The 23,471-nt window shown below is 43.2% G+C and carries 24 protein-coding genes; 22 read left to right on the top strand and 2 right to left on the bottom strand.

Annotated features, from left to right (window positions below; all coding sequences use genetic code 11):
- The first annotated feature begins 190 nt into the window (after nucleotides 1-190).
- From KFT32_RS02585 to KFT32_RS02570, 4 genes are all read left to right on the top strand, one after another.
- Nucleotides 191-736, top strand: coding sequence for an RNA polymerase sigma factor (locus KFT32_RS02585; RefSeq protein ID WP_211745522.1), 546 nt, complete (start codon nucleotides 191-193; stop codon nucleotides 734-736).
- Complete coding sequence (locus KFT32_RS02580; protein WP_211745521.1) at nucleotides 737-2,146, top strand: zf-HC2 domain-containing protein; 1,410 nt, start codon at nucleotides 737-739, stop codon at nucleotides 2,144-2,146.
- Nucleotides 2,147-2,425: 279 nt separating this feature from the next.
- Nucleotides 2,426-3,451, top strand: coding sequence for a DNA polymerase III subunit delta (gene holA / locus KFT32_RS02575; RefSeq protein ID WP_211745520.1), 1,026 nt, complete (start codon nucleotides 2,426-2,428; stop codon nucleotides 3,449-3,451).
- Nucleotides 3,452-3,576: 125 nt separating this feature from the next.
- Nucleotides 3,577-3,993, top strand: a complete 417-nt coding sequence (locus tag KFT32_RS02570; RefSeq protein ID WP_211745519.1) for a VOC family protein — start codon at nucleotides 3,577-3,579, stop codon at nucleotides 3,991-3,993.
- 104 nt (nucleotides 3,994-4,097) lie between these two features.
- Here the strand turns inward: KFT32_RS02570 and rpsT are convergent, their stop codons facing one another.
- Complete coding sequence (gene rpsT / locus KFT32_RS02565) at nucleotides 4,098-4,370, bottom strand: 30S ribosomal protein S20 (protein WP_211745518.1); 273 nt, start codon at nucleotides 4,368-4,370, stop codon at nucleotides 4,098-4,100.
- Between the two features lie 198 nt (nucleotides 4,371-4,568).
- Here rpsT and gpr point away from each other — a divergent pair, with 198 nt between their 5' ends.
- The 18 genes from gpr (at nucleotide 4,569) to KFT32_RS02475 (ending at nucleotide 22,382) form a co-directional block, all read left to right on the top strand.
- Nucleotides 4,569-5,570 (top strand): GPR endopeptidase, encoded by a 1,002-nt coding sequence (gpr, locus tag KFT32_RS02560; RefSeq protein ID WP_211745517.1) that lies wholly within the window; start codon nucleotides 4,569-4,571, stop codon nucleotides 5,568-5,570.
- A gap of 214 nt (nucleotides 5,571-5,784) precedes the next feature.
- Nucleotides 5,785-7,071 carry a stage II sporulation protein P gene (locus KFT32_RS02555; protein WP_211745516.1) on the top strand — a complete coding sequence of 429 codons (1,287 nt, stop codon included), beginning with the start codon at nucleotides 5,785-5,787 and terminating at the stop codon, nucleotides 7,069-7,071.
- Between the two features lie 31 nt (nucleotides 7,072-7,102).
- Nucleotides 7,103-7,462 carry a hypothetical protein gene (locus tag KFT32_RS02550; RefSeq protein WP_211745515.1) on the top strand — a complete coding sequence of 120 codons (360 nt, stop codon included), beginning with the start codon at nucleotides 7,103-7,105 and terminating at the stop codon, nucleotides 7,460-7,462.
- Nucleotides 7,463-7,586: 124 nt separating this feature from the next.
- Nucleotides 7,587-9,404: a translation elongation factor 4 gene (gene lepA, locus KFT32_RS02545; RefSeq protein ID WP_211745514.1), complete on the top strand. Its 1,818-nt coding sequence runs from the start codon at nucleotides 7,587-7,589 to the stop codon at nucleotides 9,402-9,404.
- 120 nt (nucleotides 9,405-9,524) lie between these two features.
- Nucleotides 9,525-10,706 (top strand): radical SAM family heme chaperone HemW, encoded by a 1,182-nt coding sequence (gene hemW, locus KFT32_RS02540; protein WP_211745513.1) that lies wholly within the window; start codon nucleotides 9,525-9,527, stop codon nucleotides 10,704-10,706.
- Nucleotides 10,707-10,781: 75 nt separating this feature from the next.
- Nucleotides 10,782-11,246, top strand: a complete 465-nt coding sequence (locus tag KFT32_RS02535) for an N-acetyltransferase (protein ID WP_211745512.1) — start codon at nucleotides 10,782-10,784, stop codon at nucleotides 11,244-11,246.
- Between the two features lie 224 nt (nucleotides 11,247-11,470).
- Nucleotides 11,471-11,632 carry a hypothetical protein gene (locus tag KFT32_RS02530; protein ID WP_211745511.1) on the top strand — a complete coding sequence of 54 codons (162 nt, stop codon included), beginning with the start codon at nucleotides 11,471-11,473 and terminating at the stop codon, nucleotides 11,630-11,632.
- 135 nt (nucleotides 11,633-11,767) lie between these two features.
- Nucleotides 11,768-12,799 (top strand): heat-inducible transcriptional repressor HrcA, encoded by a 1,032-nt coding sequence (hrcA, locus tag KFT32_RS02525; protein ID WP_211745510.1) that lies wholly within the window; start codon nucleotides 11,768-11,770, stop codon nucleotides 12,797-12,799.
- Nucleotides 12,800-12,992: 193 nt separating this feature from the next.
- Entirely contained in the window at nucleotides 12,993-13,601 is a 609-nt protein-coding gene (gene grpE, locus KFT32_RS02520; protein ID WP_211745509.1) for a nucleotide exchange factor GrpE, read from the top strand.
- 252 nt (nucleotides 13,602-13,853) lie between these two features.
- Nucleotides 13,854-15,692 (top strand): molecular chaperone DnaK, encoded by a 1,839-nt coding sequence (dnaK, locus tag KFT32_RS02515; RefSeq protein WP_211745508.1) that lies wholly within the window; start codon nucleotides 13,854-13,856, stop codon nucleotides 15,690-15,692.
- 146 nt (nucleotides 15,693-15,838) lie between these two features.
- Entirely contained in the window at nucleotides 15,839-16,963 is a 1,125-nt protein-coding gene (gene dnaJ, locus KFT32_RS02510; RefSeq protein WP_349304841.1) for a molecular chaperone DnaJ, read from the top strand.
- Nucleotides 16,964-17,100: 137 nt separating this feature from the next.
- Nucleotides 17,101-17,463 carry a hypothetical protein gene (locus tag KFT32_RS02505; RefSeq protein ID WP_211745507.1) on the top strand — a complete coding sequence of 121 codons (363 nt, stop codon included), beginning with the start codon at nucleotides 17,101-17,103 and terminating at the stop codon, nucleotides 17,461-17,463.
- Between the two features lie 30 nt (nucleotides 17,464-17,493).
- Entirely contained in the window at nucleotides 17,494-17,688 is a 195-nt protein-coding gene (locus KFT32_RS02500; RefSeq protein ID WP_211745506.1) for a YfhD family protein, read from the top strand.
- Between the two features lie 226 nt (nucleotides 17,689-17,914).
- The gene (prmA, locus tag KFT32_RS02495) at nucleotides 17,915-18,877 is read left to right on the top strand and encodes a 50S ribosomal protein L11 methyltransferase (protein ID WP_211745505.1); all 963 of its coding nucleotides are present in this window, start codon (nucleotides 17,915-17,917) and stop codon (nucleotides 18,875-18,877) included.
- Nucleotides 18,878-18,880: 3 nt separating this feature from the next.
- Complete coding sequence (locus tag KFT32_RS02490) at nucleotides 18,881-19,561, top strand: site-2 protease family protein (protein ID WP_211745504.1); 681 nt, start codon at nucleotides 18,881-18,883, stop codon at nucleotides 19,559-19,561.
- A 179-nt stretch (nucleotides 19,562-19,740) separates the two neighbouring features.
- Complete coding sequence (locus KFT32_RS02485) at nucleotides 19,741-20,511, top strand: 16S rRNA (uracil(1498)-N(3))-methyltransferase (protein WP_211745503.1); 771 nt, start codon at nucleotides 19,741-19,743, stop codon at nucleotides 20,509-20,511.
- Between the two features lie 2 nt (nucleotides 20,512-20,513).
- Nucleotides 20,514-21,857 carry a tRNA (N(6)-L-threonylcarbamoyladenosine(37)-C(2))-methylthiotransferase MtaB gene (mtaB, locus tag KFT32_RS02480; RefSeq protein WP_211745502.1) on the top strand — a complete coding sequence of 448 codons (1,344 nt, stop codon included), beginning with the start codon at nucleotides 20,514-20,516 and terminating at the stop codon, nucleotides 21,855-21,857.
- A gap of 87 nt (nucleotides 21,858-21,944) precedes the next feature.
- Nucleotides 21,945-22,382 carry an NUDIX hydrolase gene (locus tag KFT32_RS02475; protein WP_211745594.1) on the top strand — a complete coding sequence of 146 codons (438 nt, stop codon included), beginning with the start codon at nucleotides 21,945-21,947 and terminating at the stop codon, nucleotides 22,380-22,382.
- Nucleotides 22,383-22,415: 33 nt separating this feature from the next.
- Here the strand turns inward: KFT32_RS02475 and KFT32_RS02470 are convergent, their stop codons facing one another.
- On the bottom strand, nucleotides 22,416-23,384 hold the full coding sequence (locus KFT32_RS02470; protein ID WP_211745501.1) for a Na/Pi cotransporter family protein: 969 nt from the start codon (nucleotides 23,382-23,384) through the stop codon (nucleotides 22,416-22,418).
- Nucleotides 23,385-23,471: the final 87 nt, after the last annotated feature.

Here is a 23,471-nt window from a genome sequence, read left to right as displayed (position 1 = left end):
ACTGGAAATATTAATGACGAAGTCCCACATATTTGATATTGTATAGGAAGGTTTTACATCAATACCCTGCATTTATTTAAAATTACATATGGTCCTTATCATGATAAAAAAACGTATAAATTTGGCATAATGATGCAACAATTTTATATTATGCCACGTCAGTAAGGATACAAGGAGAGGGGGATCCTTTGTGGTAGAGCAGGGACTCATCAGAGCCGCTCAATCAGGCGATCGCGACGCTCTAATTACCCTATTGAGAGATATTGAACAGCACGTCTACAAAACTGCTTATTATATTTTAAATAATGAACAAGATGCACTAGACGCTGCCCAAGAAGCACTCATTCGAATTTACACCAAGATTAACTCGTACGAAGAAAAAGCACAGTTTAAAACGTGGGTACAGCGTATAGTTACAAATATTTGTATAGATAAATTCAGAAGAACAAAGCCTACCGTATCGATCGATGAACATGAGATGGTATTTGAGGATCGTCAGGATGTGGAACATGAGGTAATGCTTACCTATGTATCGCAGGATGTACAAGAGGCCATCAGCCAACTTCCGGAGCATCATCGAACGGTCATTGTGCTCAGGTATTTGCAGGAGCTCTCTTATAACGAAATTGCAGATTGTCTGGATCTGCCACTGAATACAGTGAAATCTTATTTATTTAGGGCAAGGCAGCAATTGCAAAATCTATTACAGGAGTATCAGAAAGGTGGTGTAACGTAGATGAAATGCCAAGAGGTGGTAGAACGCATGCACCGATATATTGATCATGATCTGAATGAACAAGAGAAAGAGCAGCTGTTAGCACATGTAAAAACATGCAAGAGCTGTTCGGAAAAGTTCGAAATTCTCAAAAAACTGTCCCACGATCTCGAAAAATTGCCGGATGTGTCTCCTCCGTTTAGCTTGGTAGATCGAATTATGCCACAGCTAGATGAGATAGATCGGGGTCGTAAAGAACAGGGTAGCACCATACAAGAAATGAAAAAAGAAGCGGTCGTTGTACCTCTGTCCAAGCATTCGGGTAAAACTTCCCGAAGTTTCATGCAAACGCGCATGGGGCGTATCCTTATGGGAACTGCTGCTGCTGCAGTGGTACTTGGGGTTGCAGTATACCAATTTCAGCCGGAACAGTTGGATCAGGCTGATATCGATAATAACTACATTGCAAATGAGCTGGGACAGGCGGATAGCCGATCTGTAACAGGAAGTGGCGGCGGAGTGGATCAAAAAGAAGATACGGTTTCTCCTGAGCCTGCCGAAGAAACCCCAGCATCACCGCAAACAAGATCAGCTGACGTTCCAGACATGGCTTCATCGACTAGTTCTAATACGGATGCCTCTGAACCAGCTGCTTTAGCTGGCGACCCGGGAAAAAATCAGGGTGAATCTCGAGCAGATACAAACAAAACGGAGCCAAATACTCCTTCTTCTTCTCAGACGGTTACTCCAAAAAAGGATATCTCTGACAAAACCGGGGATAAGAACTCTTCTGTTAAGGATTCCGATAAGAATAAAGAACTTACTATAACCCCGCCTACTAAACCTGAAACAAATTCGGGTAACGGCAGTACGAATAAAGACGGGAAAACGAGTAGTGAAGGTAGTGGAGAGACAGAAGACAAAGCTACAGAACCAGACAATTCGCTAGATACTCTTCCTCCCGTATCGGATAGTGGTATTTCAAGTATCACCAGCGATCCTTCTCTTAACAGTAAAGAAAGTTCACTTATGGGAAATCTGAAAGTGGACGATAAGGGTTTTCCAAGTCTTGTAGCAACCGTTTCCCCTAAATGGCTGTCTCCTGATGGACAGTACTGGGTAGATTACAAAGACCAAAAAGTTAGCATTTACCGGCTAGATGGGGCAAAGAAAGACCAAAAGAAACTTTTGCAAGAGATCGAGATAACTGGGACGTATGTAAAGGGCAGCTGGTCAGAAGATAGCCTTACTTACAATTATGAGATTGAGGTCGACGGCAAATCATCCAAATACAGTTACACCCTAACGAAGGAAGATCAAAAAGCAGAAGTGAAGCTGGAAGAAAAAAACATCACCGTTCCTGTTCCGCAAACTGAAACGCAATCGATTGAAAACAATAAAAAGGCAACTTCTGAACCGAATAGTAAGTAGATCATAGAACAAAAAACTTTAGTATTAAAAAAGTGTTAAGTGTCAGGTACCATATAGACCTGATATGCATATGATTAAGTAACTCCTTATCATACGGGGTTTTCAAAGAAAGGCGTCGTATGACCGCGGGCCGGATGGTATCTAGAGCCAATTTCCGGACCTTCGTTTATATAGATGCGTGGACAAAGGGACCTGGTTCTGCTTGAAATTAGCAGAGCGGGTCCCTTTGTTGTTTCCTTTATTTCTGATAGGATAGAAGGGATGGAGGTGTGTACGTGAATGGACGTAAAGACGGCCGTTAAGGCGATTCGTAAGGGAGAGCCGGCTAGCGTATACTTGTTGTACGGAACTGAAAAATACAGTATTAAACAGTTTACCGATGTACTAAAGGAGCAGCTGATAGAAGAAGAGCATCGTGATTTTGCGATTGCCTCCTATGATACGGCCGAAACCCCAATTGAACAGATTATTGAAGAAGCGGAAACTGTCCCGTTTCTTGTTCCCCGTAAGCTTGTTTTTGTGCGGGATCACTATTTGTTTACGGCAGGGAAAGAAAATACGAAAATAGAACATAAGATGGAAACATTGTTAACCTATCTTGATAATCCTGCTGATTACAGTATTCTCATTTTCCTGGTACAGGGAGAGAAGCTTGACGAACGTAAAAAAATTGTGAAAACGATCAAGAGCAAGGCAACGGTCCTCTCATTTGGGCCTATTCATGGAGAAGAGCTGACTAGCTGGCTTGTTAAGCAAGCAGCTGCTCGTAAGGTTACGATGCAGCAATCTGCTGCGGAGACACTCATTCAGCGGGCAGGTACAAGTCTGCAGACGTTGTCAGCGGAAGTGGACAAGCTTTGTTTGTATGCTGGTGAAGGAGGAACTTTATCTTCGATAAATGTAGAAGATCTGGTTGCTCGTAATACGGAGCAAAATATTTTTGCTATGATCGAAGATATTGCGAATCTTAGACTTGGAAAAGCACTAGATATCTTTTATGAGCTACTTAAGCAAAGGGAAGAACCCATTAAGATTGCTGCCCTGATTTCAAGACAGTTCCGAATCATTTTGCAAGTGAAGGAACTGGGAGCACAAAGCTACTCTCAACAGCAAATTGCAAGTCAGCTGGGACTACATCCCTATGCTGTCAAAATAGCGGGCGAGCAGTCAAGGAAATTTCAGTCTGACCGGCTTCGTCTCATTTTGAAGCATCTTGCTGAACTAGATTATCAGATGAAAACGGGAGCGATAGACAAGGTACTTGGTCTGGAATTGTTTTTGCTAAGACTCGGGTCTGATTCGTAACTCTGTCACGATATGGATTTAAACACCAACTATTTTCTCGTTATGTGTATAATAATAGTCAGGTAGAAACAGCGCCTTCAGGCGTTGTTTCTATCCTAAATCATGCGAAAGCGGGATGGTACAGAATGTTATCGATATCACCTTACATTAATCTTGATGGGAAATGCGCTGAAGCTGTAGCTTTCTATGAGAAGGTATTTGGGGCTAAAAATTTGGGTGTGATGCGTTTCGGTGATATGCCAGGTTCTGATCAGCCTACACCTGATCATTTGAAGGATCGAGTGCTGCATGCAGCTATTGAAATTGACGGGAATAAGATCATGTTTTCTGATACGATGCCAGGGTCCTCTTTTACTTTAGGTGATGAGTTAACGATTGCGATCACGAGTAACGAACTGGACCGTCTCAAACAATTTTATGAGGGGCTTGCAGAAGAAGGCGAAGTTCAAATGGAGCAGCAAGCAACCTTCTTTAGTCCACTCTATGCAATCGTTCGTGATAAATACGGGATCACATGGCAATTATCGGGTGAAAAAGAATAGATAACACTGCTAGTGTATATATAAATGTGTAGTTAAACATACTAAAAAAACCTGATCAGCAGAGCTGTTCAGGTTTTTTGCCTAGTCGTTATGGAAAGCGCTTCTTACGCGTTTGCAGTAAGAGCGTTCAATTTTTTGGCCAAGCGGGATTTCTTACGAGCTGCAGCATTTTTATGAACAAGACCTTTAGATACAGCTTTGTCCAGGCTTTTGGAAGCAGCTTGAATCGCAGCTTTAGCTGTGTCAACTTCGTTAGTAGCCAGTGCTTGGTCAGCAGCTTTAACGGACGTACGAAGAGCAGACTTCTGGGAAGCGTTCAAAGCACGACGTTTATCATTTGTTTTCACGCGTTTTACAGCGGATTTGATGTTTGGCATTACATTCACCTCCTGTTAAGGCAATACTTATGAAATACAAACCTTTCACAACTTAAAATATTCTAGCACGACACCCCTTAAAAAGCAAGGATAACATCAGACAAGTCGTAAGAACAAAATTGGAAAATCGATTGAATAATTAAAGAGTATTTTCACACACTACAAGATATCTGTATATTGAGGGAGGATCATAACAGCATGACACTGGATTTGCAAAAATATGGCGTACGTACCGATTTGGCAGTTGAGGCTAGGGAACTTGCACAAATGCACGATCATTCCCCTATTCCCGGAGTAGACGAAGAAGTAGAACAGCATGGAGATATCAAAGTAACGAGACTGGATGTTCTAAATGAAGAAGGTTCTCAGCGAATCGGACGTATTATCGGACATTATGTCACGCTTGAAGTTCCCAAACTTCGCAATGGAGATACAACTCTTCAGGAACAGGTAACCGCTATTTTTACGAAAGAAATGGAAGATTTTATTGCCAAAATCGGAATATCTAAATCTGCAAAGGTGCTTATCGTAGGTCTAGGTAACTGGAATGTCACACCGGACTCTCTTGGCCCACTCGTTGTGGAAAATACGATGGTAACTCGTCAATATTTTGAACTGATGCCAGATCAGGTTTCTCCAGGGTATCGTAATGTAAGTGCCATTGCACCGGGTGTGCTTGGGCTGACGGGCATTGAAACCAGTGAGACCGTCCAAGGTATTGTAGAACGAACGAAACCAGAGCTGATCATCGCAATTGACTCCCTTGCATCCAAATCTCTGGAACGAATTAATACGACGATTCAGGTTGCGGATATCGGAATTCATCCGGGTTCAGGTATTGGAAACAAGCGTAAAGGAATTACCAAAGAAATTCTAGGCATTCCATGTATTGCGATTGGTGTCCCTACGGTCTGCTATGCTTCTACTATTGTGAATACGACATTTGAGTTGATGAAGGCTCATTTTGCCAAGGAAACGGACTCTGGTCGTCAGATTATGGGTGTGCTTAATGATATTAGTGAACAGGAGCGATTAGGTCTTGTAAAAGAAGTGCTTGAACCGCTTGGACATGATCTTATCGTTACACCGAAAGAAATTGACGATTTTATCGAAGATATCGCGAATATTATCGCAAGTGGACTAAATGCCGCTCTCCATGAGGCAGTGAGCCTTGAAAATGTAGCTTCCTATACTCATTAACCTCCGATACTTCAAATCGAAATATAAAAAGAAGGCTGAATCTATCAGCCTTCTTTTTTTGTTTCTATTATTTTTGGTTCTACTTGATTCCTCCGGTTCATAGTTTTGAAGTATGAGAGATTACAAGAGACAACCCAATCAATCTTTTTAAGCTCAGGACTATGCTTACACGCGCCAGTTTTGGCTGAACCGCTTACGGAGGTGGACTTGATCAATGAATAAAATACAAACATGGAATGTGGCCAAATGGAGATCCAGTAGTCTTCGGATGTTAGCAACGGGAAAAGCACTCTTGCTTCTAATAATGGTTTCTGCCCTATTTTTTGTTGTTCTGGGTCTTGGGGGAATGGCAGAGCGAAAACTCAATACCTCTTCGATCTCATCGATGAAAGGTTTTGCAGGTTCTATATCCAGCGGGATTTTCATGGATATGCTCGGCATGGAGGTCCCCCATCTTGCTCAGGGCAAGCAGCAATCGGAAATTACCGGTGAACAGGTCACGTCTTTTGTGTTTGAAATGTTGACCGGAGTAGATCCCCTGAATCCGAAAAGCCTCATTGCAAGTCAAGTGCCAGGTATGGGAACCAACAAGCCGGTACTGCTTCGCAATGGTTCTGGTAACGAAAAAGCAGAAGCTCCTCAAGATTATCAGCCTGATCCTGGATACGTTGCTGAATCCAGCGGGGAAACACCGGATAAACCGAACCCCAATCCAGATGATTCAACGAATCAAGGTACAGGTGGGGTTCCAGATCCATCAAAACCGGATACGGAAGTTCCCGGTAAAGTTACAGAGGAGCCGAATCCAGCCGAAGCCAAAAAGAAAACGGTACTCATTTATCACTCTCATCCTCATGAAGCCTACAATCCGCTGCTAGGAACGAAGAGTAACAATCCTTCGTCTCCCAAAGCAAGCGCCAACGTTTTTTTACCAGGAAGTTATCTTACGAAGCGGCTGGAGACACAAGGCATCGGTGTAGTTCATGAAACGGAAGATTACGTGACAACGAAAAAAGATTATAACTGGAATTATTCTTATAAATATTCAAGAGAAACTGTAAAATCAGCGCTTGCTTCCAATGAAGATCTCACATATCTCATTGATATCCACCGGGATTCTTCACGGCATGATAAATCGACAGCGACTGTAAATGGTAAAACGTATGCCAAAGTTTTTTTCATTATTGGTCATGACAATCCGAACTGGGAGAAAAACGAGGCCTATGCAGCCAAACTTCATAAAAAAATGGAGAAAATGTACCCCGGACTTTCAAGAGGGGTATGGGGAAAAGATGGCGGCGGCGGCAATAACGGAGAGTACAACCAGTCCCTAGCTGAGAACAGTATTTTGATCGAAATTGGTGGCATTGATAACACCGATGCAGAGCTAAAAAGGACTTCGGAAGCACTTGCCGATATTATCGCAGAAGTATACATGGAAGATCAGAAGGTAGAAAAAGCAAGTGCGGAGCAGAAACCAATCTCTTCAAATAAAGGGTAATTAATAAAAATTAATGGACGGAGGAAAAGTCATGACCTCATTTGCCAAAAGACTATTTTTGTTTATGATTCTTATCGTTTTTGGAATTTTGCTGGGAATGCAAATTGCTGGATCAGGACTTGGATTCCTAGATAAACAAGGAACTGAGCTCCCGGCCGTTGGAGAAATAACACAGCCAGTCAAGCAGGAGGAAGCCGTGGCGGTACAGGAGCAGCATGTAGCAGTTCAGCCAAAGCCTCAGGTAGTTACCCCAAGAGAAGTGCTCGTTACCCAGCCGGGCAAAGAGCCGGCAGTCGATCTATTTGCGGAAAAAACAGCAGGTTTGTTGCAGCAAGCTTCTCAAAACGGAATCCGCTGGGTCGTCTCTCTTTTTAACGGAGTAGCGGAGTAGATAATAATAGAAAATACAGGTAATTTACCTGGTAAAAACAACTTTGGCTCTCCTCTTATTGAAGGCTGTACCGCTTACTGCTATAATGAGATGATTGACATTAGGCTGTTTGTGGGGGTAAGGCATGACAGACATTCAAGCAAGACAACGAAAAATTAGAAACTTTAGTATTATTGCACATATAGACCATGGTAAATCAACTTTGGCTGACCGTATTCTGGAGTACACGGGTGCACTGACTTCGCGCGAAATGCAGGAGCAAGTACTTGACCAGATGGATCTAGAGCGGGAACGCGGAATTACCATTAAACTACAAGCAGTGCGTCTTACTTACAAAGCAGATGACGGTGAAGAATATCTTCTTAACCTGATTGATACACCAGGACACGTCGATTTTACGTATGAGGTATCAAGAAGCCTTGCTGCTTGTGAAGGTGCACTTCTTGTTGTGGATGCGGCACAGGGTATTGAAGCTCAGACGCTGGCGAATGTGTATTTAGCACTTGATAATGACCTGGAAATCCTTCCGGTTATTAACAAAATCGATCTTCCGAGTGCGGACCCTGAAAGGGTTAAACAGGAGATTGAAGATGTAATTGGTCTTGATACAAGTGGTGCGGTTCTGGCATCTGCGAAAGCAGGGATCGGGATCAAGGAGATTCTCGAACAGGTAGTTACGGGGGTTCCAGCACCAACGGGTGATACCGACAAGCCACTGAAGGCGCTTATTTTCGACTCACACTATGATCCTTACAAAGGGGTTATCGTATATATTCGTGTCGTTGACGGTAAGATCAAGGCTGGTTCGAAGATCAAAATGATGGCCACTAACAAAACTTTTGAGGTTATTGAAGTCGGTTCATTTATGCCACGCATGACAATTGTGGACGAGCTGAACGTTGGAGACGTAGGTTTCGTCGTGGCAGGAATTAAGCATGTAGGGGATACCCGTGTCGGGGATACGATTACCGATGCGAAGAACCCTGCACCAGAACCGCTGCCAGGATATCGTAAAATTAACCCGATGGTATATTGTGGTCTCTACCCAATTGAGACATCGGATTATAATGATTTGCGAGAAGCGTTAGAGAAGCTGCAGCTGAATGATGCTTCCCTCAGTTTTGAACCGGAAACATCGAGTGCTCTAGGATTCGGTTTCCGTTGTGGATTTTTGGGACTGCTTCATATGGATGTTATTCAAGAACGGATTGAACGTGAATTCAACATTCCGCTTATTACGACGGCACCAAGCGTTATTTACCGTATTAAGCTTACGAATGGCGAAGTGATCCAGATTGATAACCCATCCAACTATCCGGAAATCGGACGTATTGACCATGTTGAAGAGCCGTATGTCAAAGCAGATATCATCGTACCGAATGATTATGTAGGTACGGTAATGGAACTATGTCAGACAAAACGCGGTGAATATCTCAACATGGAGTACCTTGATTCAAATCGGGTAACCATTTCATACGACATTCCGCTTGCGGAAATTGTATATGATTTCTTCGACCAGCTGAAATCCAGTACGAAGGGTTATGCTTCTTACGATTATGAAATTTCCGGATATCGCCAGTCAAACCTGGTGAAAATGGATATTTTGTTGAACGGAGAACAGGTCGATGCGTTGTCCTTTATCGTTCACCGGGATCGTGCATATCATCGTGGCCGGGTTATTTGCGAGAAACTGCGCGGACTCATTCCTCGTCAGATGTTTGAGGTTCCGATTCAGGCTTCCGTAGGTACGAAAGTTGTTGCACGGGAGACGATCAAGGCGATGCGTAAAAACGTTCTGTCGAAGTGCTACGGCGGTGATATTTCACGTAAACGGAAACTGCTTGAGAAGCAAAAAGAAGGTAAAAAGCGGATGAAGCAAGTAGGTAACGTAGAGGTACCACAAGAAGCGTTTATGGCAGTCTTAAAAATTGATGATAACTAATCATCAAAATTTGTAAGAGGTCTGATTCGAAAAGGAAAGCCGCTCTGGCTTTCCTTTTTTCTGCAATAACGATACAATAACTCTTTACACGATTTATCAATAATAAGGGGGTATACCCGCATGACTCATGAGGAGCAAGCTCCACAACAATCCGCACCACAAGCGGTGTATATTCATATTCCTTTTTGCACCAATAAATGTTTCTACTGTGATTTCAACTCCTATGTTCTGAAAGATCAGCCGGTTATGAAATATTTAGAAGCGCTCGAGCGGGAGATGGAATATACGGTAACACAGACGCCTCCGGGTGAGATCAAAACCATTTTTGTAGGGGGAGGTACACCAACGGTACTGAAACCGGATGAAATGGCTTATTTTCTGAAGACGGTTCGTACCTATTTCCCTAACTGGGCAGAAGATATTGAGTTCTCTATGGAAGCAAATCCCGGAACAACGGATCTGGAGAAAATGGCCGTCATGAAAGAAGGCGGAGTAAACCGGGTTAGTTTTGGAGTACAGGCTTTTCAGAATGAACTGTTAACAGGCATAGGCCGTATTCATAACATCGATGATGTATATCGCAGCCTTGAAAATGCACGTAAAACAGGCCTTACGAATCTTTCGATTGATCTCATGTTTGGATTACCTAATCAAACGGTTGAAATGCTGTCTGATAGTATTACACGAGCGCTGGAACTTGATCTTCCGCATTATTCAATTTATGGACTTAAAGTAGAAGAAAACACACTATTCCACACTTTGTTCCAAAAAAATCAACTGCCTCTACCAAGTGAAGATAACGAGCTGCAGATGTACTTGTTATTAATGGAACGCATGAAGGCAGCTGGATATAACCAATATGAGATTAGCAACTTTGCCAAACCGGGTAAAGAAAGCCGTCATAATATTACGTATTGGAAAAACGAAGACTATTATGGTCTTGGAGCGGGAGCCCATGGATACGTAGGCAGACAACGCCATATGAATATTCGCGGGGTAAACCCTTATAATGAAGCAACAGAAAAAGGGCTTCCACGTCTTGAAACATTCTCTATTACGCAAGAAGAAGCAATGGAAGATTTTTTGATGGTAGGTCTTCGTATGCTGGAAGGTGTATCGAGCAAAAGATTCGAGCAGCAATTTGGTGTGAAGATGGAAGACATATTTGCAAAACCACTGCATAAAATGTTGCATGCAGGACTCTTGGAAGCCAAAGATGACATGTATCGTCTGAGTAACCAGGGAGTCCTGTACGGTAATGAAGTATTTGCTGAATTTATAGGTGCCATAACTGTCAAATAATAGCTTGAACTTCTATGCGTCCTGATGTATATTTATACAATGTTAATTGCATCAGACATAGGAGGAGAGAGAACCATGACTGCGGTATGCAGAAAAGCGTCGCCCGAAGATGTAGAACCGTTATACCTGATGATTAAAGGCTATGCAGAGAGAGGAATTATGCTTCCCCGCTCGCGAGAAGTGCTGGAGAGGCAAATTGATCTTTTTGTTGTGGCTGAAGTCGATGGAAACGTCGTCGGATGCGGTTCTTTATGCCGGTTGGGGAACGATCTGGTGGAAGTCAGATCACTTGGGATCTCGGAAGGTCACAAAGGTCAAGGAATTGGTTCTTTGCTATTGGACAAACTTGTGGCGGAAGCCCAAGAACTTCAAATACCCAAAGTCATGGCCCTTACGTATGAAGTATCCTTCTTTGAGAAGAATGGCTTCTCTATCGTAAGCAAGGATATTTTTCCGGAAAAAGTATGGACCGATTGCGTCCACTGCAGCAAACAAAGTTGCTGTGACGAGATTGCCGTCCTGAAAGTGCTGAGTGAATAGAAGCGAGAGAGCCCTCTTGTTTTCCTAATAGATAAGGTGTTAATACCATGGATAGCCATGAAATACGAATGAGGAGTCTTTTCTCTTTATTTTTAATTCGTGGCTATTATGTTTTTGAACACGGCCAAATATCGGATTGTGACAAATGTAACTGACGTTTCTTTAGCGGCTGATATAGTAGGGGGTGCATTTACAATACCGCCTGAAAAGGAGATCACCCTAATATGGAGATGCTCGCATACATTGGTTTATTTGGCAGTGCCATCTTTTTTCTACTTATCTTTCTATCCATGATCCTGCAAAGATGGAATAAAAAATGGTTTGTACTCGGGTTAATCGTATTTATTATTATTTTTGCCATCGGCGCAGCATATGGAGTGAATTAGTATATCTCTTTTAAAGATCAAATCGACTTGACAACGCTCAGGTCTGTTTGGTATTTTTGTATTATTGATTAGCACTCGCTAGCCTTGAGTGCTAACGATAAGGAATATCACATTTTTTTAGGGAGGGACACACGTATGTTAACCGAGCGACAACGACTGATACTAAATGCAATTGTTGACGATTATATCCGTTCGGCGGAACCCGTGGGATCCCGAAGCATTTCAAAAAGGGGCGATGTTGGATATAGTCCGGCAACGATTCGTAACGAAATGTCGGACCTGGAGGAAATGGGGTTTTTGGAGCAGCCGCATACTTCTGCCGGCCGGATTCCTTCACACAAAGGCTATCGTTATTATGTTGACCATCTGGTTCCCTGGAATGAGACGGAGCCCTCTGAGCTGAATCAGCTCAAATCTTATTTTGCTGAAAAATTAAATGCGATGGAGCAAGTGATACAACATGCTTCCACCATTTTATCGCATATGACCAATTATACTTCGATCCTGCTTGGTCCGGAAGTTTTCCATACTTCGCTTCGCCATTTTCAGCTTCTTCCGCTATCAGAGAATATGGCTGTTGCCATTATTGTTACTAGCACAGGCCAGGTAGAGAACAAAACGGTAAGTCTACCTGCTGGTGTTCCATTGTCAGAGATGGAGCGAGTTGTGAATTTGTTGAATAGCAAGCTGGTTGGAGTACCTTTATATAAACTGAAAGCAAGATTGCATTCAGAAATTGCCAATGAGATGGAAAAACACATTTCCCATTATGAAGGTTTTATGCACATGCTTGACTCGGCACTGGATGGAGAATCGGAACATCGTCTTTATCTTAGTGGTACGACGAACATGTTAAACCAACCCGAATTCAGGGATGTGGAGAAGGTTAAAGATATTTTTGACCTTCTAGAAGAAACGCCTACGATGCTGAAAATGATGACACCGAAGCTCGGTACAGCAGGTGTACAGGTTCGAATTGGTACGGAGAACAAACATGAAGCTTTCTCTAACTGTAGTCTGATTACAGCTACGTATTCTGTAGAAGGCGAGGCTCTTGGAACCATCGGTATTTTGGGTCCGACTCGTATGGAATATGCAAAAGTGATTAGTATTCTAAATATTTTATCCAAAGATTTGACTGCAATGCTGACTCACCGTTACAAATAAATATGATGATAAATCGTAATTTGGTCATTCTAAAACTTGTCTTCATTTACATGTCTCGTGTTTAGAATTGATCAGATCGGATTAATAATGAAATCTATGGTCTGACGCAGGTCTTCCTCGTTGAATGTGGAATGAGTAGAGGGCAGCGTGTTGTACGGCAAAGAATATATTCTTTTCTAAGGAGGTGAACATCTTGAAAGATGAACAAACATTTGTAGATAATAAAGAAAACACTCCGCAAGAGAACATAGCTAATGAAGCGGATCAAGCTAACGTTGTAGACGAACAAAATCCGGTGAACGATTCTGCTGAATCGGCACAGGAGGGAACTGAATCAGAGGTAGAGGTACTTGATCCTGAAGTTGCCAAATTCAAAGCACTTGCTGAAGAAAGTGAGAAACGTTACTTACGTACGCAAGCTGATTTTGATAACTTCCGTCGCCGTACACAAAAGGAGAAGGAAGATCTGGCCAAGTATGCTACTACGAAATTGATTACAGAACTTGTTCCTGTTATTGATAACTTTGAGCGAGCAATGACTACTGCTGATACGAATGCAGATGCAGACTCTTTTATTAAAGGAGTGAGCATGATTTTCCGCCAGCTGGATGGTGTCCTTCAGGCTGAAGGTCTTACTGTAATGCAGACGGTGGGCGAGCCATTTAATCCGGAATACCACCAAGCGATCATGCAGGTTGAAAGTGATGAGTATGAAGAAGGTATCGTAGTGGAGGAAGTACAAAAAGGATATATGATGAAAGATAAAGTACTTCGCCCTGCAATGGTTAAAGTAAGCATGTAAAATCAAATATCCAGTCATTCGTAGAATGTGGGGATATTTGATTGACAAAGATTTGTATAAACATTTCGGTGCTAGTCGAAAAGACTGCATGAAATGTTTATACTCTGTGTCTTAAATGTCTTAAATGTTTACAATATGCTTCATATAGATTCCAAAAAATAATTCGGGGTAAGTCCTTGGACTTATACGAATGATATACATTGAATAAAAGGGGCTATAAGAGCCTGCACATATAGAAGGAGGATATTATCCATGAGTAAAGTTATCGGTATTGACCTTGGAACCACAAACTCTTGCGTAGCGGTTATGGAAGGCGGCGAAGCCGTTGTTATTCCTAACCCGGAAGGCGCACGTACAACCCCTTCGGTTGTCGGATTCAAAAAAGACGGAGAGCGTATTGTAGGGGAAACTGCAAAACGTCAAGCGATCACTAACCCAGATCGTACAATCAGCTCCATTAAACGTCATATGGGCACTAGCCACAAAGAAACAATCGACGGTAAAGATTACTCTGCACAAGAAATCTCTGCAATGATCTTGCAAAAATTGAAATCTGATGCAGAAGCTTATTTGGGCCAAACGGTATCCCAAGCAGTTATCACTGTACCAGCTTATTTTAATGACAGTCAGCGTCAAGCAACAAAAGATGCTGGTAAAATTGCGGGTCTTGAAGTACTTCGTATTGTTAACGAGCCAACAGCTGCAGCACTTGCTTACGGTCTTGAAAAATCCGAAGATCAAACGATTCTCGTATATGACCTTGGTGGCGGTACATTTGACGTATCCATCCTTGAACTGGGTGATGGATTCTTCGAAGTAAAAGCAACTAGCGGTGACAACAGCCTTGGTGGTGACGATTTTGACCAAGTCATCATTGACTACTTGGTGAGTGAATTCAAAAAAGATCAAGGTATTGATCTTAGTAAAGATAAAGCTGCAGTACAACGTCTGAAAGATGCTGCTGAAAAAGCGAAAAAAGAATTGTCAGGCGTCCTGACAACTACAATTTCTCTTCCATTTATCACTGTTGCAGACGGAGTTCCTCAGCACTTGGAACTTAACCTGACTCGTGCGAAGTTTGAAGAAATTTCTGCAAATCTTGTAGAGCGTACGCTCGGCCCAACTCGCCAAGCACTCAGCGATGCAGGTATGACAGCTAACGACATCGACAAAATTGTCCTTGTTGGTGGTTCCACTCGTATCCCAGCTGTACAAGAAGCAATCAAAAAACTTACGGGTAAAGACCCACATAAAGGTGTTAACCCGGATGAAGTGGTTGCCCTTGGTGCAGCAGTACAAGCGGGCGTACTCACTGGTGACGTGAAAGACGTTGTTCTTCTTGACGTAACTCCACTATCCCTGGGTATTGAAACTGCTGGTGGCGTATTTACGAAAATGATCGAGCGTAATACGACGATCCCAACTAGTAAATCGCAAGTGTTCTCTACTTATGCGGATAATCAACCAAGTGTTGAAATCCACGTGCTTCAAGGGGAACGCGAAATGGCAGCGGGTAATAAAACACTCGGACGCTTTATGCTTGGAGATATTCCTCCAGCACCACGCGGTGTACCGCAAATCGAAGTTACTTTTGACATCGATGCGAACGGTATCGTAAACGTATCTGCAACAGATAAAGGTACTAACAAATCACAAAAAATTACGATTACTTCTTCCAGTGGTCTGAGCGATGCAGAAGTTGAACAAATGATGAAAGATGCTGAACTTCACGCTGAAGAAGATAAAAAACGTAGAGAACTCGTTGAAGTGAAAAATACGGCTGACCAATTGATCTACTCTGTAGATAAAACGATTAAAGACCTCGGTGAAAAAGCAGATGCAGGCGAAGTGGAAAAAGCAAATGCAGCGAAAGAAAAACTGCAAAAAACGCTTGAATCCGACAACGTTGAAGACATCAAAGCTGCTACAGAGGAACTTACTGAAATCGTTCAGCAACTGTCTGTAAAACTGTATGAGCAAGCGCAGCAAGCAGCAGAAGCACAAGGTGCAGGCGCAGACACACAAAATGCTGGTGGACGCGATAATGTCGTTGACGCTGACTATGAAGTTGTGGACGAAGACAAAAAATAAGTAATCGTTTAAAACGATCATAATCCTTACAAGTGACAAGCATGGGAAGGTCGGAGCCGAAGTTCTTTCGCGCTTTGATTCTTCCTTTTGTCACGTATATGCGTTATGTTTATAGTTATGTTTGTAAAAGGTATGGGGGTGGAAGAGTGGCTGATAAGCGCGACTACTATGAGGTATTAGGCGTTGGCAAAAGCGCGGGTGACGATGAAATTAAAAAAGCGTACCGCAAGCTGGCCCGTCAATATCACCCGGATGTCAACAAGGCAGCGGATGCGGAAGCAAAGTTTAAGGAAGTAAAAGAAGCTTATGACGTTCTTAGTGACGGTCAGAAGCGAGCTAGATACGATCAATATGGTCACATCGATCCGAATCAAGGAATGGGCGGCGGTTTTGGCGGAGCTCAGGACTTTGGAGGATTTGGCGACATTTTTGATATGTTCTTTGGTGGAGGCGGCGGACGTAAAGATCCAAATGCACCACAGCGGGGAAATGATCTTCAGTACACCATGACGATTGAGTTTAAGGAAGCAGTATTCGGTAAAGAATCGGATATTACGATCCCACGAACTGAAAGTTGTGATACTTGCCACGGTTCCGGTGCGAAACCAGGAACACATCCTGAGACTTGTTCGGTATGCCGAGGCAGTGGTCAGGAAGAAGTTGTGCAGAATACCCCGTTTGGACGTATGGTTAATCGTCGTGCATGTTCCAACTGTGGTGGTACAGGTAAAACGATTAAAGAGAAATGTACGACTTGCCAAGGTAATGGAAAAGTACGCAAACAGCGTAAGATTCATGTTCGGATTCCGGCAGGTGTGGATGATGGCGCGCAGCTGCGTATGAGCGGCGAAGGGGAAGGCGGATTACGTGGAGGCCCTGCCGGGGACTTGTACATCGTAGTTCGTGTTAAATCCCATGACTTCTTCGAACGGGAAGGAAATGACATCTATTGCGAAGTTCCGCTGACATTTGCTCAGGCGGCACTTGGAGATGAGATCGAAATTCCGACTTTACGGGAAAAAGTGAAGCTGAAAATTCCGGCAGGAACACAGACAGGAACTTATTTCCGACTCAAAGGAAAAGGGGTACCTCATCTTCGCGGTGGAGGCCAAGGCGATCAGCATGTGAAGGTTGTCGTGGTAACACCAAGCAAAATGAGCGAAGAGCAGAAGGATTTGCTTCGTGAATTTGCAGCACTGAGCGGAGAGCAAACGCATGAGAATGAGCAATCTTTCTTTGATCGAGTAAAACGTGCGTTTCGCGGTGACTAATAAGAATGAGTAAAGACTGTTCATCAATCGGATGAGCAGTCTTTTTTGCGTATAAATTTATAAGTTTTGAGGTAATCTAAATTTGAGCTCACACTATATTTGGCTTGCTTATGAGATGATAAAGGCGGTGTACAGTCATGCCAGAAAAAAACATTCTTGCCTACTTCAATACACCTGAACAAGCTCAGCAAGTGGCTGCGAAGCTACAGGGACTGAAGGTGGAGCATATGTCGATTGACCGATTTAGCCGGTATGCAGGACAAGGGAGTAATGAACCGATTTTGACCAGCACGATGAGCAGTTTAGCGTCAGTAACTCAGGACGGTACCTTTTCGCAAGGCGCAGGAATTCTTGCTGCTGCAGATGTTTCAGCAAGTGGGATGAGTGATGGAGGCGTAGGTGGGCCTTCCGGAAAAGATATTTTGTTGACCGTAGTCGTTGACGAATCTTCCCATCATGATGCGCTTGCGATTATTGAACAGTCCGGAGGCTTGACTTAATACTGAATCGGTACTAAGGAGGAATTATTCATGTCTCATAATAAACGTATTGATAAAGTAATGACCAAGACCGAGAAAATAAAAGAACTTCAGTCTTCAAAGCTCGAAGATGTGGAATTCAGTAGTGCAGAAGCCGATCAGGATGATATTGAAGCATTGAACCGAAGCGCGGCAGCGGATCATCGTCAAACCAAGGAATTACATGACTTTAGATTTAAGCTTTAAAGAATTCATAAATAGGTACCTTTAAATTCAAAACGAGAAAACACATTTTATTTTCAAAAATCAAGCAGCAGGAACACCGGCAAAAAGCCGGTGTTTTTTATTTCTATCTATAATTGAACAACATTGGATATAACTGAAATTAGATGAACTACAGTAGCCTTTGTGCTCTTCGCAATATATATAGTACAATGGAAAAGATGAATACAGGGGAGGAAGTAATAAACTTATGCTATGGAATGAAATAACAATACATACAACTGAAGAAGCGGTGGAGATGATTTCGAATTTTCTACACGAAGCTGGAGCAGGCGGTGTGGCAATTGAAGAATCAGGAACACTGAACAAAAATAGATCTACTGAGTATGGAGAGCTTTATGATCAACCGCTGAACAATATCCCAGAAGGTGAAGCTGTTATTCAGGGGTATTTTGCAGATACGGTGGATATGACGGAGGTAACGAACATAATTCGCCCTCGAATTGATGAACTACAGGAATTTGGGATTGATGCTGGAAAGGCTACTATCTCTGTGCAACAAGTTGATGAAGACAGCTGGGCCAATGCGTGGAAGCAATATTTCAAACCACTCAAAGTGTCAGAACGGCTGGTCATTAAACCAACATGGGAAGAGTATACTCCGGAAAGCCCATCTGAGAAGATTATTGAAATTGATCCAGGTATGGCTTTTGGTACAGGTGCTCATCCTACAACATCTCTATGTCTGCGTGCGCTTGAACAATATCTTCAAGGGAACGAAGAGATTATTGATGTAGGAACGGGTTCAGGTATTCTTGCCATCGGAGCCGTGAAACTAGGTGCGAAACATGTACTTGCACTGGACCTTGACCCCGTTGCAGTACAAAGTGCGGAAGAAAACAGCCGCCTGAACGGACTGGAACGTGACATTACGGTTTATGAAAGTGACCTCCTGTCCATACTGGACAAACAGGATGGAGTACTTGGCGTGAGTATGCCTGTAGACGTCGTTGTTGCGAACATTCTTGCTGAAGTTATTTTGCTCTTTATCGGTGATGTATATCAGGGCTTAAAACCAGGAGGACTATACATTGCCTCTGGTATTTGGAAGAACAAAGAGGAAATTGTAGAGAAAGCACTGAAGGAGGCCGGCTTTGACATCATTGATGTTCATCGGGAAGATGACTGGCTTGCTTTTGTCTCGAGGAAATAGATAATGGACTTTCTTGATCAGTTTTTCTTTTATGACCTGACCCGGCTTCCCTTTTTTATTCTCACCATTTTGATTGCATTTACGGTACATGAATTTGCTCATGCGTACTTTGCCAATAAATTTGGAGATCCGACCGCAAAAATGCTAGGACGAATGACGCTCAATCCGGCTGTCCACTTTGACTTTTTTGGACTTTTGCTGCTCGTGATTGCCGGATTCGGATGGGCACGTCCCATTCCGGTAAATCGTGATAACTTTGAGAAACGGCGTATGATGAGTGTGGTTGTGTCCGCAGCAGGACCGATAAGTAACCTCCTCCTTGCCGTTCTAGGTACAATTTTTTATGCACTTTTTGTCCAGTTTGGATTCATGGAATCCATTGAAAATAAGGGAATCGTTTTTGCTATTTCTACTTTTTTCTCTATTTTTAATGTAACGAACTTTTTCTTGTTCTTCTTTAACCTGGTTCCACTTCCTCCGCTCGATGGATACCGGATCTTGGAGGAACTGGTGTCTCCTTCTGCAAGAATGAGTCTGCAAAAGCTCGAGCAATGGTCTATGCTTATCTTCTTAATCCTTGTTATTACACCGCTAAGCCGCTACACCATTACACCACTGTATGAATTAGCGACGAGTTGGTATGTGGGGATTGCACAAATGATCATGTCACTGTTTGCAGGCTAATAGAAAAGAATGTGCAGCAGGGACCGGAGGAAAAGAGGCCGTAAAGTCGCTGCTGCCAGTCTTTTAATAAGGGTAGTCAGAAGGCATGAAAAGTTGTAACATGTAATGTGGTCATTTTTATGGCAACACTGGATATGAATCTAAACCATTGATATGAAAAGATAGGTGATTATAGATCCATGCAGCGTTATTTTATTGAACCAAGTCAGCTAGAGGAACATCAAGCAATCATTACGGGTGATGATGCACGTCATATTACGAAGGTTATGCGTGGCAAGACGGGAGACAAGCTTATCGTTAGTAACGGTGTATCCCGGGAAGCACTGGCTGAAATTTCGGAGATCGAAGCTTCACAAGTAACTGTTTCTATTATGGAATGGCTGCCTATGGACCATGAGCCTAAAGTGTCGGTTACCATCGCTCAGAGCTTGCCTAAAGGGGACAAGATGGAACTTGTCATTCAGAAATGTACCGAAATAGGGGCGGCCGTCTTTGTTCCTTTCGTATCGGAGCGGACTATCGTGCAGTATGATGCGAAAAAAGAAGGGAAGCGACTGGAACGCTGGCGGAAAATTGCCAAAGAAGCAGCAGAGCAAAGCCACCGTAACAAAGTTCCGGAAATTAAAGAATCGAAGTCATGGAAAGAGTTACTGGCTTCTTTTGAAGACTATGACCTCGTATGCTATTGTTATGAAAAAGAAGAAGGATTACAGTTGCGTGATGTCGTGAAGCCATTTGCTGACAGATTGAAAGCAGATCCAAACATGGATCCTAGCGTTCTTGTTATTGTGGGTCCTGAAGGTGGGTTTACTACAGGCGAATCCGAAGCTGCGGAAGCAGCTGGCGCGAAATCTGTTGGGCTTGGTAAACGAATTCTACGTGCAGAAACGGCTGGGCTGCTGGCCTTGACTTGTATTCTATATGAAACTGACGAAATGGGAGGAATGTAATTATGCCATCCGTGGCGTTTTACACCTTGGGTTGTAAAGTTAACTTCTATGATACTGAAGCCATTTGGCAGCAATTTAAAGATGAAGGATATGATCAGGTAGATTTCGACTCCCAAACAGCAGATGTCTATCTGATTAATACTTGTACGGTAACGAATACTGGTGACAAAAAGAGTCGTCAAATTATTCGTCGTGCTGTAAGGCGTAATCCTGATGCAATCATTGCAGTAACCGGTTGTTATGCACAAACCTCACCAGCTGAGATTATGGATATACCTGGTGTTGACCTTGTCGTAGGTAACCAGGATCGTGATAAAATCATCCCGTACGTCAACCAAATCAAGCAGACGCGTGAGCCGGTCAATGCGGTACGGAATATTATGAAGACACGTGTGTTTGAAGAAATGGACGTACCTGATTTTGCGGACCGTACCCGTGCGTTCCTGAAAATTCAAGATGGTTGTAACAATTTCTGTACTTTCTGTATTATTCCTTGGGCACGTGGATTGTCCCGCAGCCGTGATTCTCAAAGTATTATTACACAAGCCCATCAGCTCGTAGAAGCCGGATATAAAGAGATCGTATTAACCGGTATTCACACAGGTGGTTATGGAGATGATTTGGACAACTATGACCTATCGAGTTTATTGTGGGATTTAGATCGCGTCGATGGTCTGGAACGTATTCGTATCAGCTCCATTGAAGCTAGTCAGATTGACGACCGGATGCTGGATGTACTGAATCGTTCCTCCAAAATGTGCCGTCATTTTCATATCCCGCTTCAGGCGGGCGATGACGCTGTGCTGAAACGGATGCGCCGTAAGTACACGACAGAACAGTTCTATAACAAGATGGGACGAATTCGCGAAGCGATGCCGGATGTTGGAATTACAACAGACGTTATCGTTGGTTTCCCAGGTGAAACTGACGAGATGTACAGAAATGGTTATGAGCTAATGAAAGCCATTAATTTCTCGGAAATGCATGTATTCCCTTATTCCAAACGGACCGGTACTCCGGCAGCGCGAATGGAAGATCAAGTGGATGAAGAAGTGAAGAATGCACGTGTTCATGAACTTCTTCAGTTATCTGACTCTATGAAGCTTGCCTATGCACAGAAGTTTGAGGGAGAAGTGCTGGAAGTCATTCCGGAAGGAAACGCGAAAGAAGATAAAGGTACCGGCAAGCTCCACGGATATAGTGATAACTACATTCAGATGGAGTTTGAAGGTTCCGAGGATCTGGTTGGCGAGCTGTGCCGTGTCAAAATGACGAAGGCAGGCGTGGATGCAAGTGAAGGCCAACTTGTTCGTGTAATGGACAACAGAGCTCAGATAATAATATAAAAAAAGATGGCAAGGATTTCACTGCCGGAGGAAAATTTCTCCTAGGCTGCTGAAATCCTTGTTTGTCCAAAGAGAGGAGTATTATATATTATGGCTACCAAAGAAATTTCTGCTGGTGGAGTTGTATACCGAAATTCAGGAAAAGATCTTGAGATTCAACTGATTGTAGACAGATACACAAAGATCTCACTTGCTAAAGGTAAAATGGAGCCCGGAGAGACGATTGAAGAAACTGCACTACGTGAAATTCAAGAAGAAACAGGTCTTATTGGTAAAATCATCGAACCGGTAGATGTCATTAAATATACGTATGAGCATGCTGCCCTAGGGACAGTGGATAAAGAAGTTCACTATTACCTCGTGGAAGCACTTGGCGGTGATTTACAGCCTCAGGTAGAAGAGATTAAAGGTGTGGCTTGGTATAAACCGCTGGATGCTTGGGAGAAGCAAAAACAGAATGGTTATGACAATAACGACAACATTTTGAAACAAGCTTTACAAAAACTAGGTATTGAAGTGGAGTAGATTGCTTTTTTGGCGTACTGAGCACCTTTTGATTTATTTGTGTTCTAATCGATCCCATATCTTAAGGTAACAGAGAGGTAAGGCTAATAGGGAACATACGATATTGAAAATGGTCTGGGCATGTGCGATCTGTGCTCCAGGCTCACTTGTAAAGTAGGCAGATGCTTCGTACAGCAACTGGAGAAGTGGAATGAATAGCAGAGCTCCTGATACATTTAAGATGACATGGGACCAGGCAACGAAATGACCGGCTCTGCTTCCTCCTGCGGCGGCCAGAACCGCTGTAACACAAGTGCCAACGTTAGAACCGAGCACGATAGCGATACCTACTTCCACAGGAAGTACACCAGAACTGGCAAGCCCAATGGCCATGCCGATGACTGCTGCACTGCTGTGTATAATAGCGGTCAGGCAAGCACCGGCAATCACGCCCCACCAAACATTGTGATTGGCTTGATGAATAAACCAGGAGAAGAGCCCTCCTTGTTCCAGTGCCGGTCCTACTTTTTGCATGATGAAAATACCTAACATCACAAGAGAAAAACCGGCTCCTGCGAGAAACAGGTACTGAACGGTCCCAGCAGAACCAGACAGCACACGCTGGCCTGATTTCGTTTCTCCTAACATCACAAAGAAAGCCCATCCTCCTGCAAAGAATAGCAGCATCGGCAAGGCATATTTTCCAATCTGGAGGCTAAGCAACTCTGTAGTAATACAGGTGCCTATATTGCTTCCGAGAATAATGCCCAGTGTCCGTGCATAACTGAGCAGTCTTGCGTTGACTAAACCGATGGTTAGCACAGTTACTGCAGAACTGCTCTGTAACAAGGCTGTAATACCTGTACTAAACAGTAAGCCTTTGAGGGGGGTTGATGTTGCCCGTTCCAAAGAGGAGGCAAGAGAACGTCCGCCTGCCTTGTGGAGTGAGGCTTCCATCAATTTCATGCCTGCGAAGAACAGGACAAGACCATAAATGAGTGGAAACACAACAGATCTGAACATGGGGATGATCACCTTCTCTCGCATGACTTGTCTCTTTATCCATCTTATGTGTAAGGAAGGACGACCATGACAAGCACCCGAAACCCC

Source organism: Paenibacillus sp. Marseille-Q4541, from assembly GCF_018310695.1.
GTDB lineage: Bacteria > Bacillota > Bacilli > Paenibacillales > Paenibacillaceae > Paenibacillus.
This window is presented reverse-complemented; position numbering and strand designations above follow the sequence as displayed.

Coding starts and splice junctions, on each gene's coding strand:
- prmA (WP_211745505.1), top strand. CDS start 17,915: ATGCTATGGAATGAAATAACAATACATACAACTGAAGAAGCGGTGGAG.
- mtaB (WP_211745502.1), top strand. CDS start 20,514: ATGCCATCCGTGGCGTTTTACACCTTGGGTTGTAAAGTTAACTTCTAT.
- KFT32_RS02535 (WP_211745512.1), top strand. CDS start 10,782: ATGACTGCGGTATGCAGAAAAGCGTCGCCCGAAGATGTAGAACCGTTA.
- gpr (WP_211745517.1), top strand. CDS start 4,569: ATGACACTGGATTTGCAAAAATATGGCGTACGTACCGATTTGGCAGTT.
- dnaK (WP_211745508.1), top strand. CDS start 13,854: ATGAGTAAAGTTATCGGTATTGACCTTGGAACCACAAACTCTTGCGTA.
- KFT32_RS02580 (WP_211745521.1), top strand. CDS start 737: ATGAAATGCCAAGAGGTGGTAGAACGCATGCACCGATATATTGATCAT.
- holA (WP_211745520.1), top strand. CDS start 2,426: ATGGACGTAAAGACGGCCGTTAAGGCGATTCGTAAGGGAGAGCCGGCT.
- KFT32_RS02505 (WP_211745507.1), top strand. CDS start 17,101: ATGCCAGAAAAAAACATTCTTGCCTACTTCAATACACCTGAACAAGCT.
- KFT32_RS02500 (WP_211745506.1), top strand. CDS start 17,494: ATGTCTCATAATAAACGTATTGATAAAGTAATGACCAAGACCGAGAAA.
- KFT32_RS02550 (WP_211745515.1), top strand. CDS start 7,103: ATGACCTCATTTGCCAAAAGACTATTTTTGTTTATGATTCTTATCGTT.
- KFT32_RS02570 (WP_211745519.1), top strand. CDS start 3,577: ATGTTATCGATATCACCTTACATTAATCTTGATGGGAAATGCGCTGAA.
- KFT32_RS02485 (WP_211745503.1), top strand. CDS start 19,741: ATGCAGCGTTATTTTATTGAACCAAGTCAGCTAGAGGAACATCAAGCA.
- KFT32_RS02470 (WP_211745501.1), bottom strand. CDS start 23,384: ATGTTCAGATCTGTTGTGTTTCCACTCATTTATGGTCTTGTCCTGTTC.
- KFT32_RS02530 (WP_211745511.1), top strand. CDS start 11,471: ATGGAGATGCTCGCATACATTGGTTTATTTGGCAGTGCCATCTTTTTT.
- KFT32_RS02555 (WP_211745516.1), top strand. CDS start 5,785: ATGAATAAAATACAAACATGGAATGTGGCCAAATGGAGATCCAGTAGT.
- lepA (WP_211745514.1), top strand. CDS start 7,587: ATGACAGACATTCAAGCAAGACAACGAAAAATTAGAAACTTTAGTATT.
- KFT32_RS02490 (WP_211745504.1), top strand. CDS start 18,881: ATGGACTTTCTTGATCAGTTTTTCTTTTATGACCTGACCCGGCTTCCC.
- hrcA (WP_211745510.1), top strand. CDS start 11,768: ATGTTAACCGAGCGACAACGACTGATACTAAATGCAATTGTTGACGAT.
- hemW (WP_211745513.1), top strand. CDS start 9,525: ATGACTCATGAGGAGCAAGCTCCACAACAATCCGCACCACAAGCGGTG.
- rpsT (WP_211745518.1), bottom strand. CDS start 4,370: ATGCCAAACATCAAATCCGCTGTAAAACGCGTGAAAACAAATGATAAA.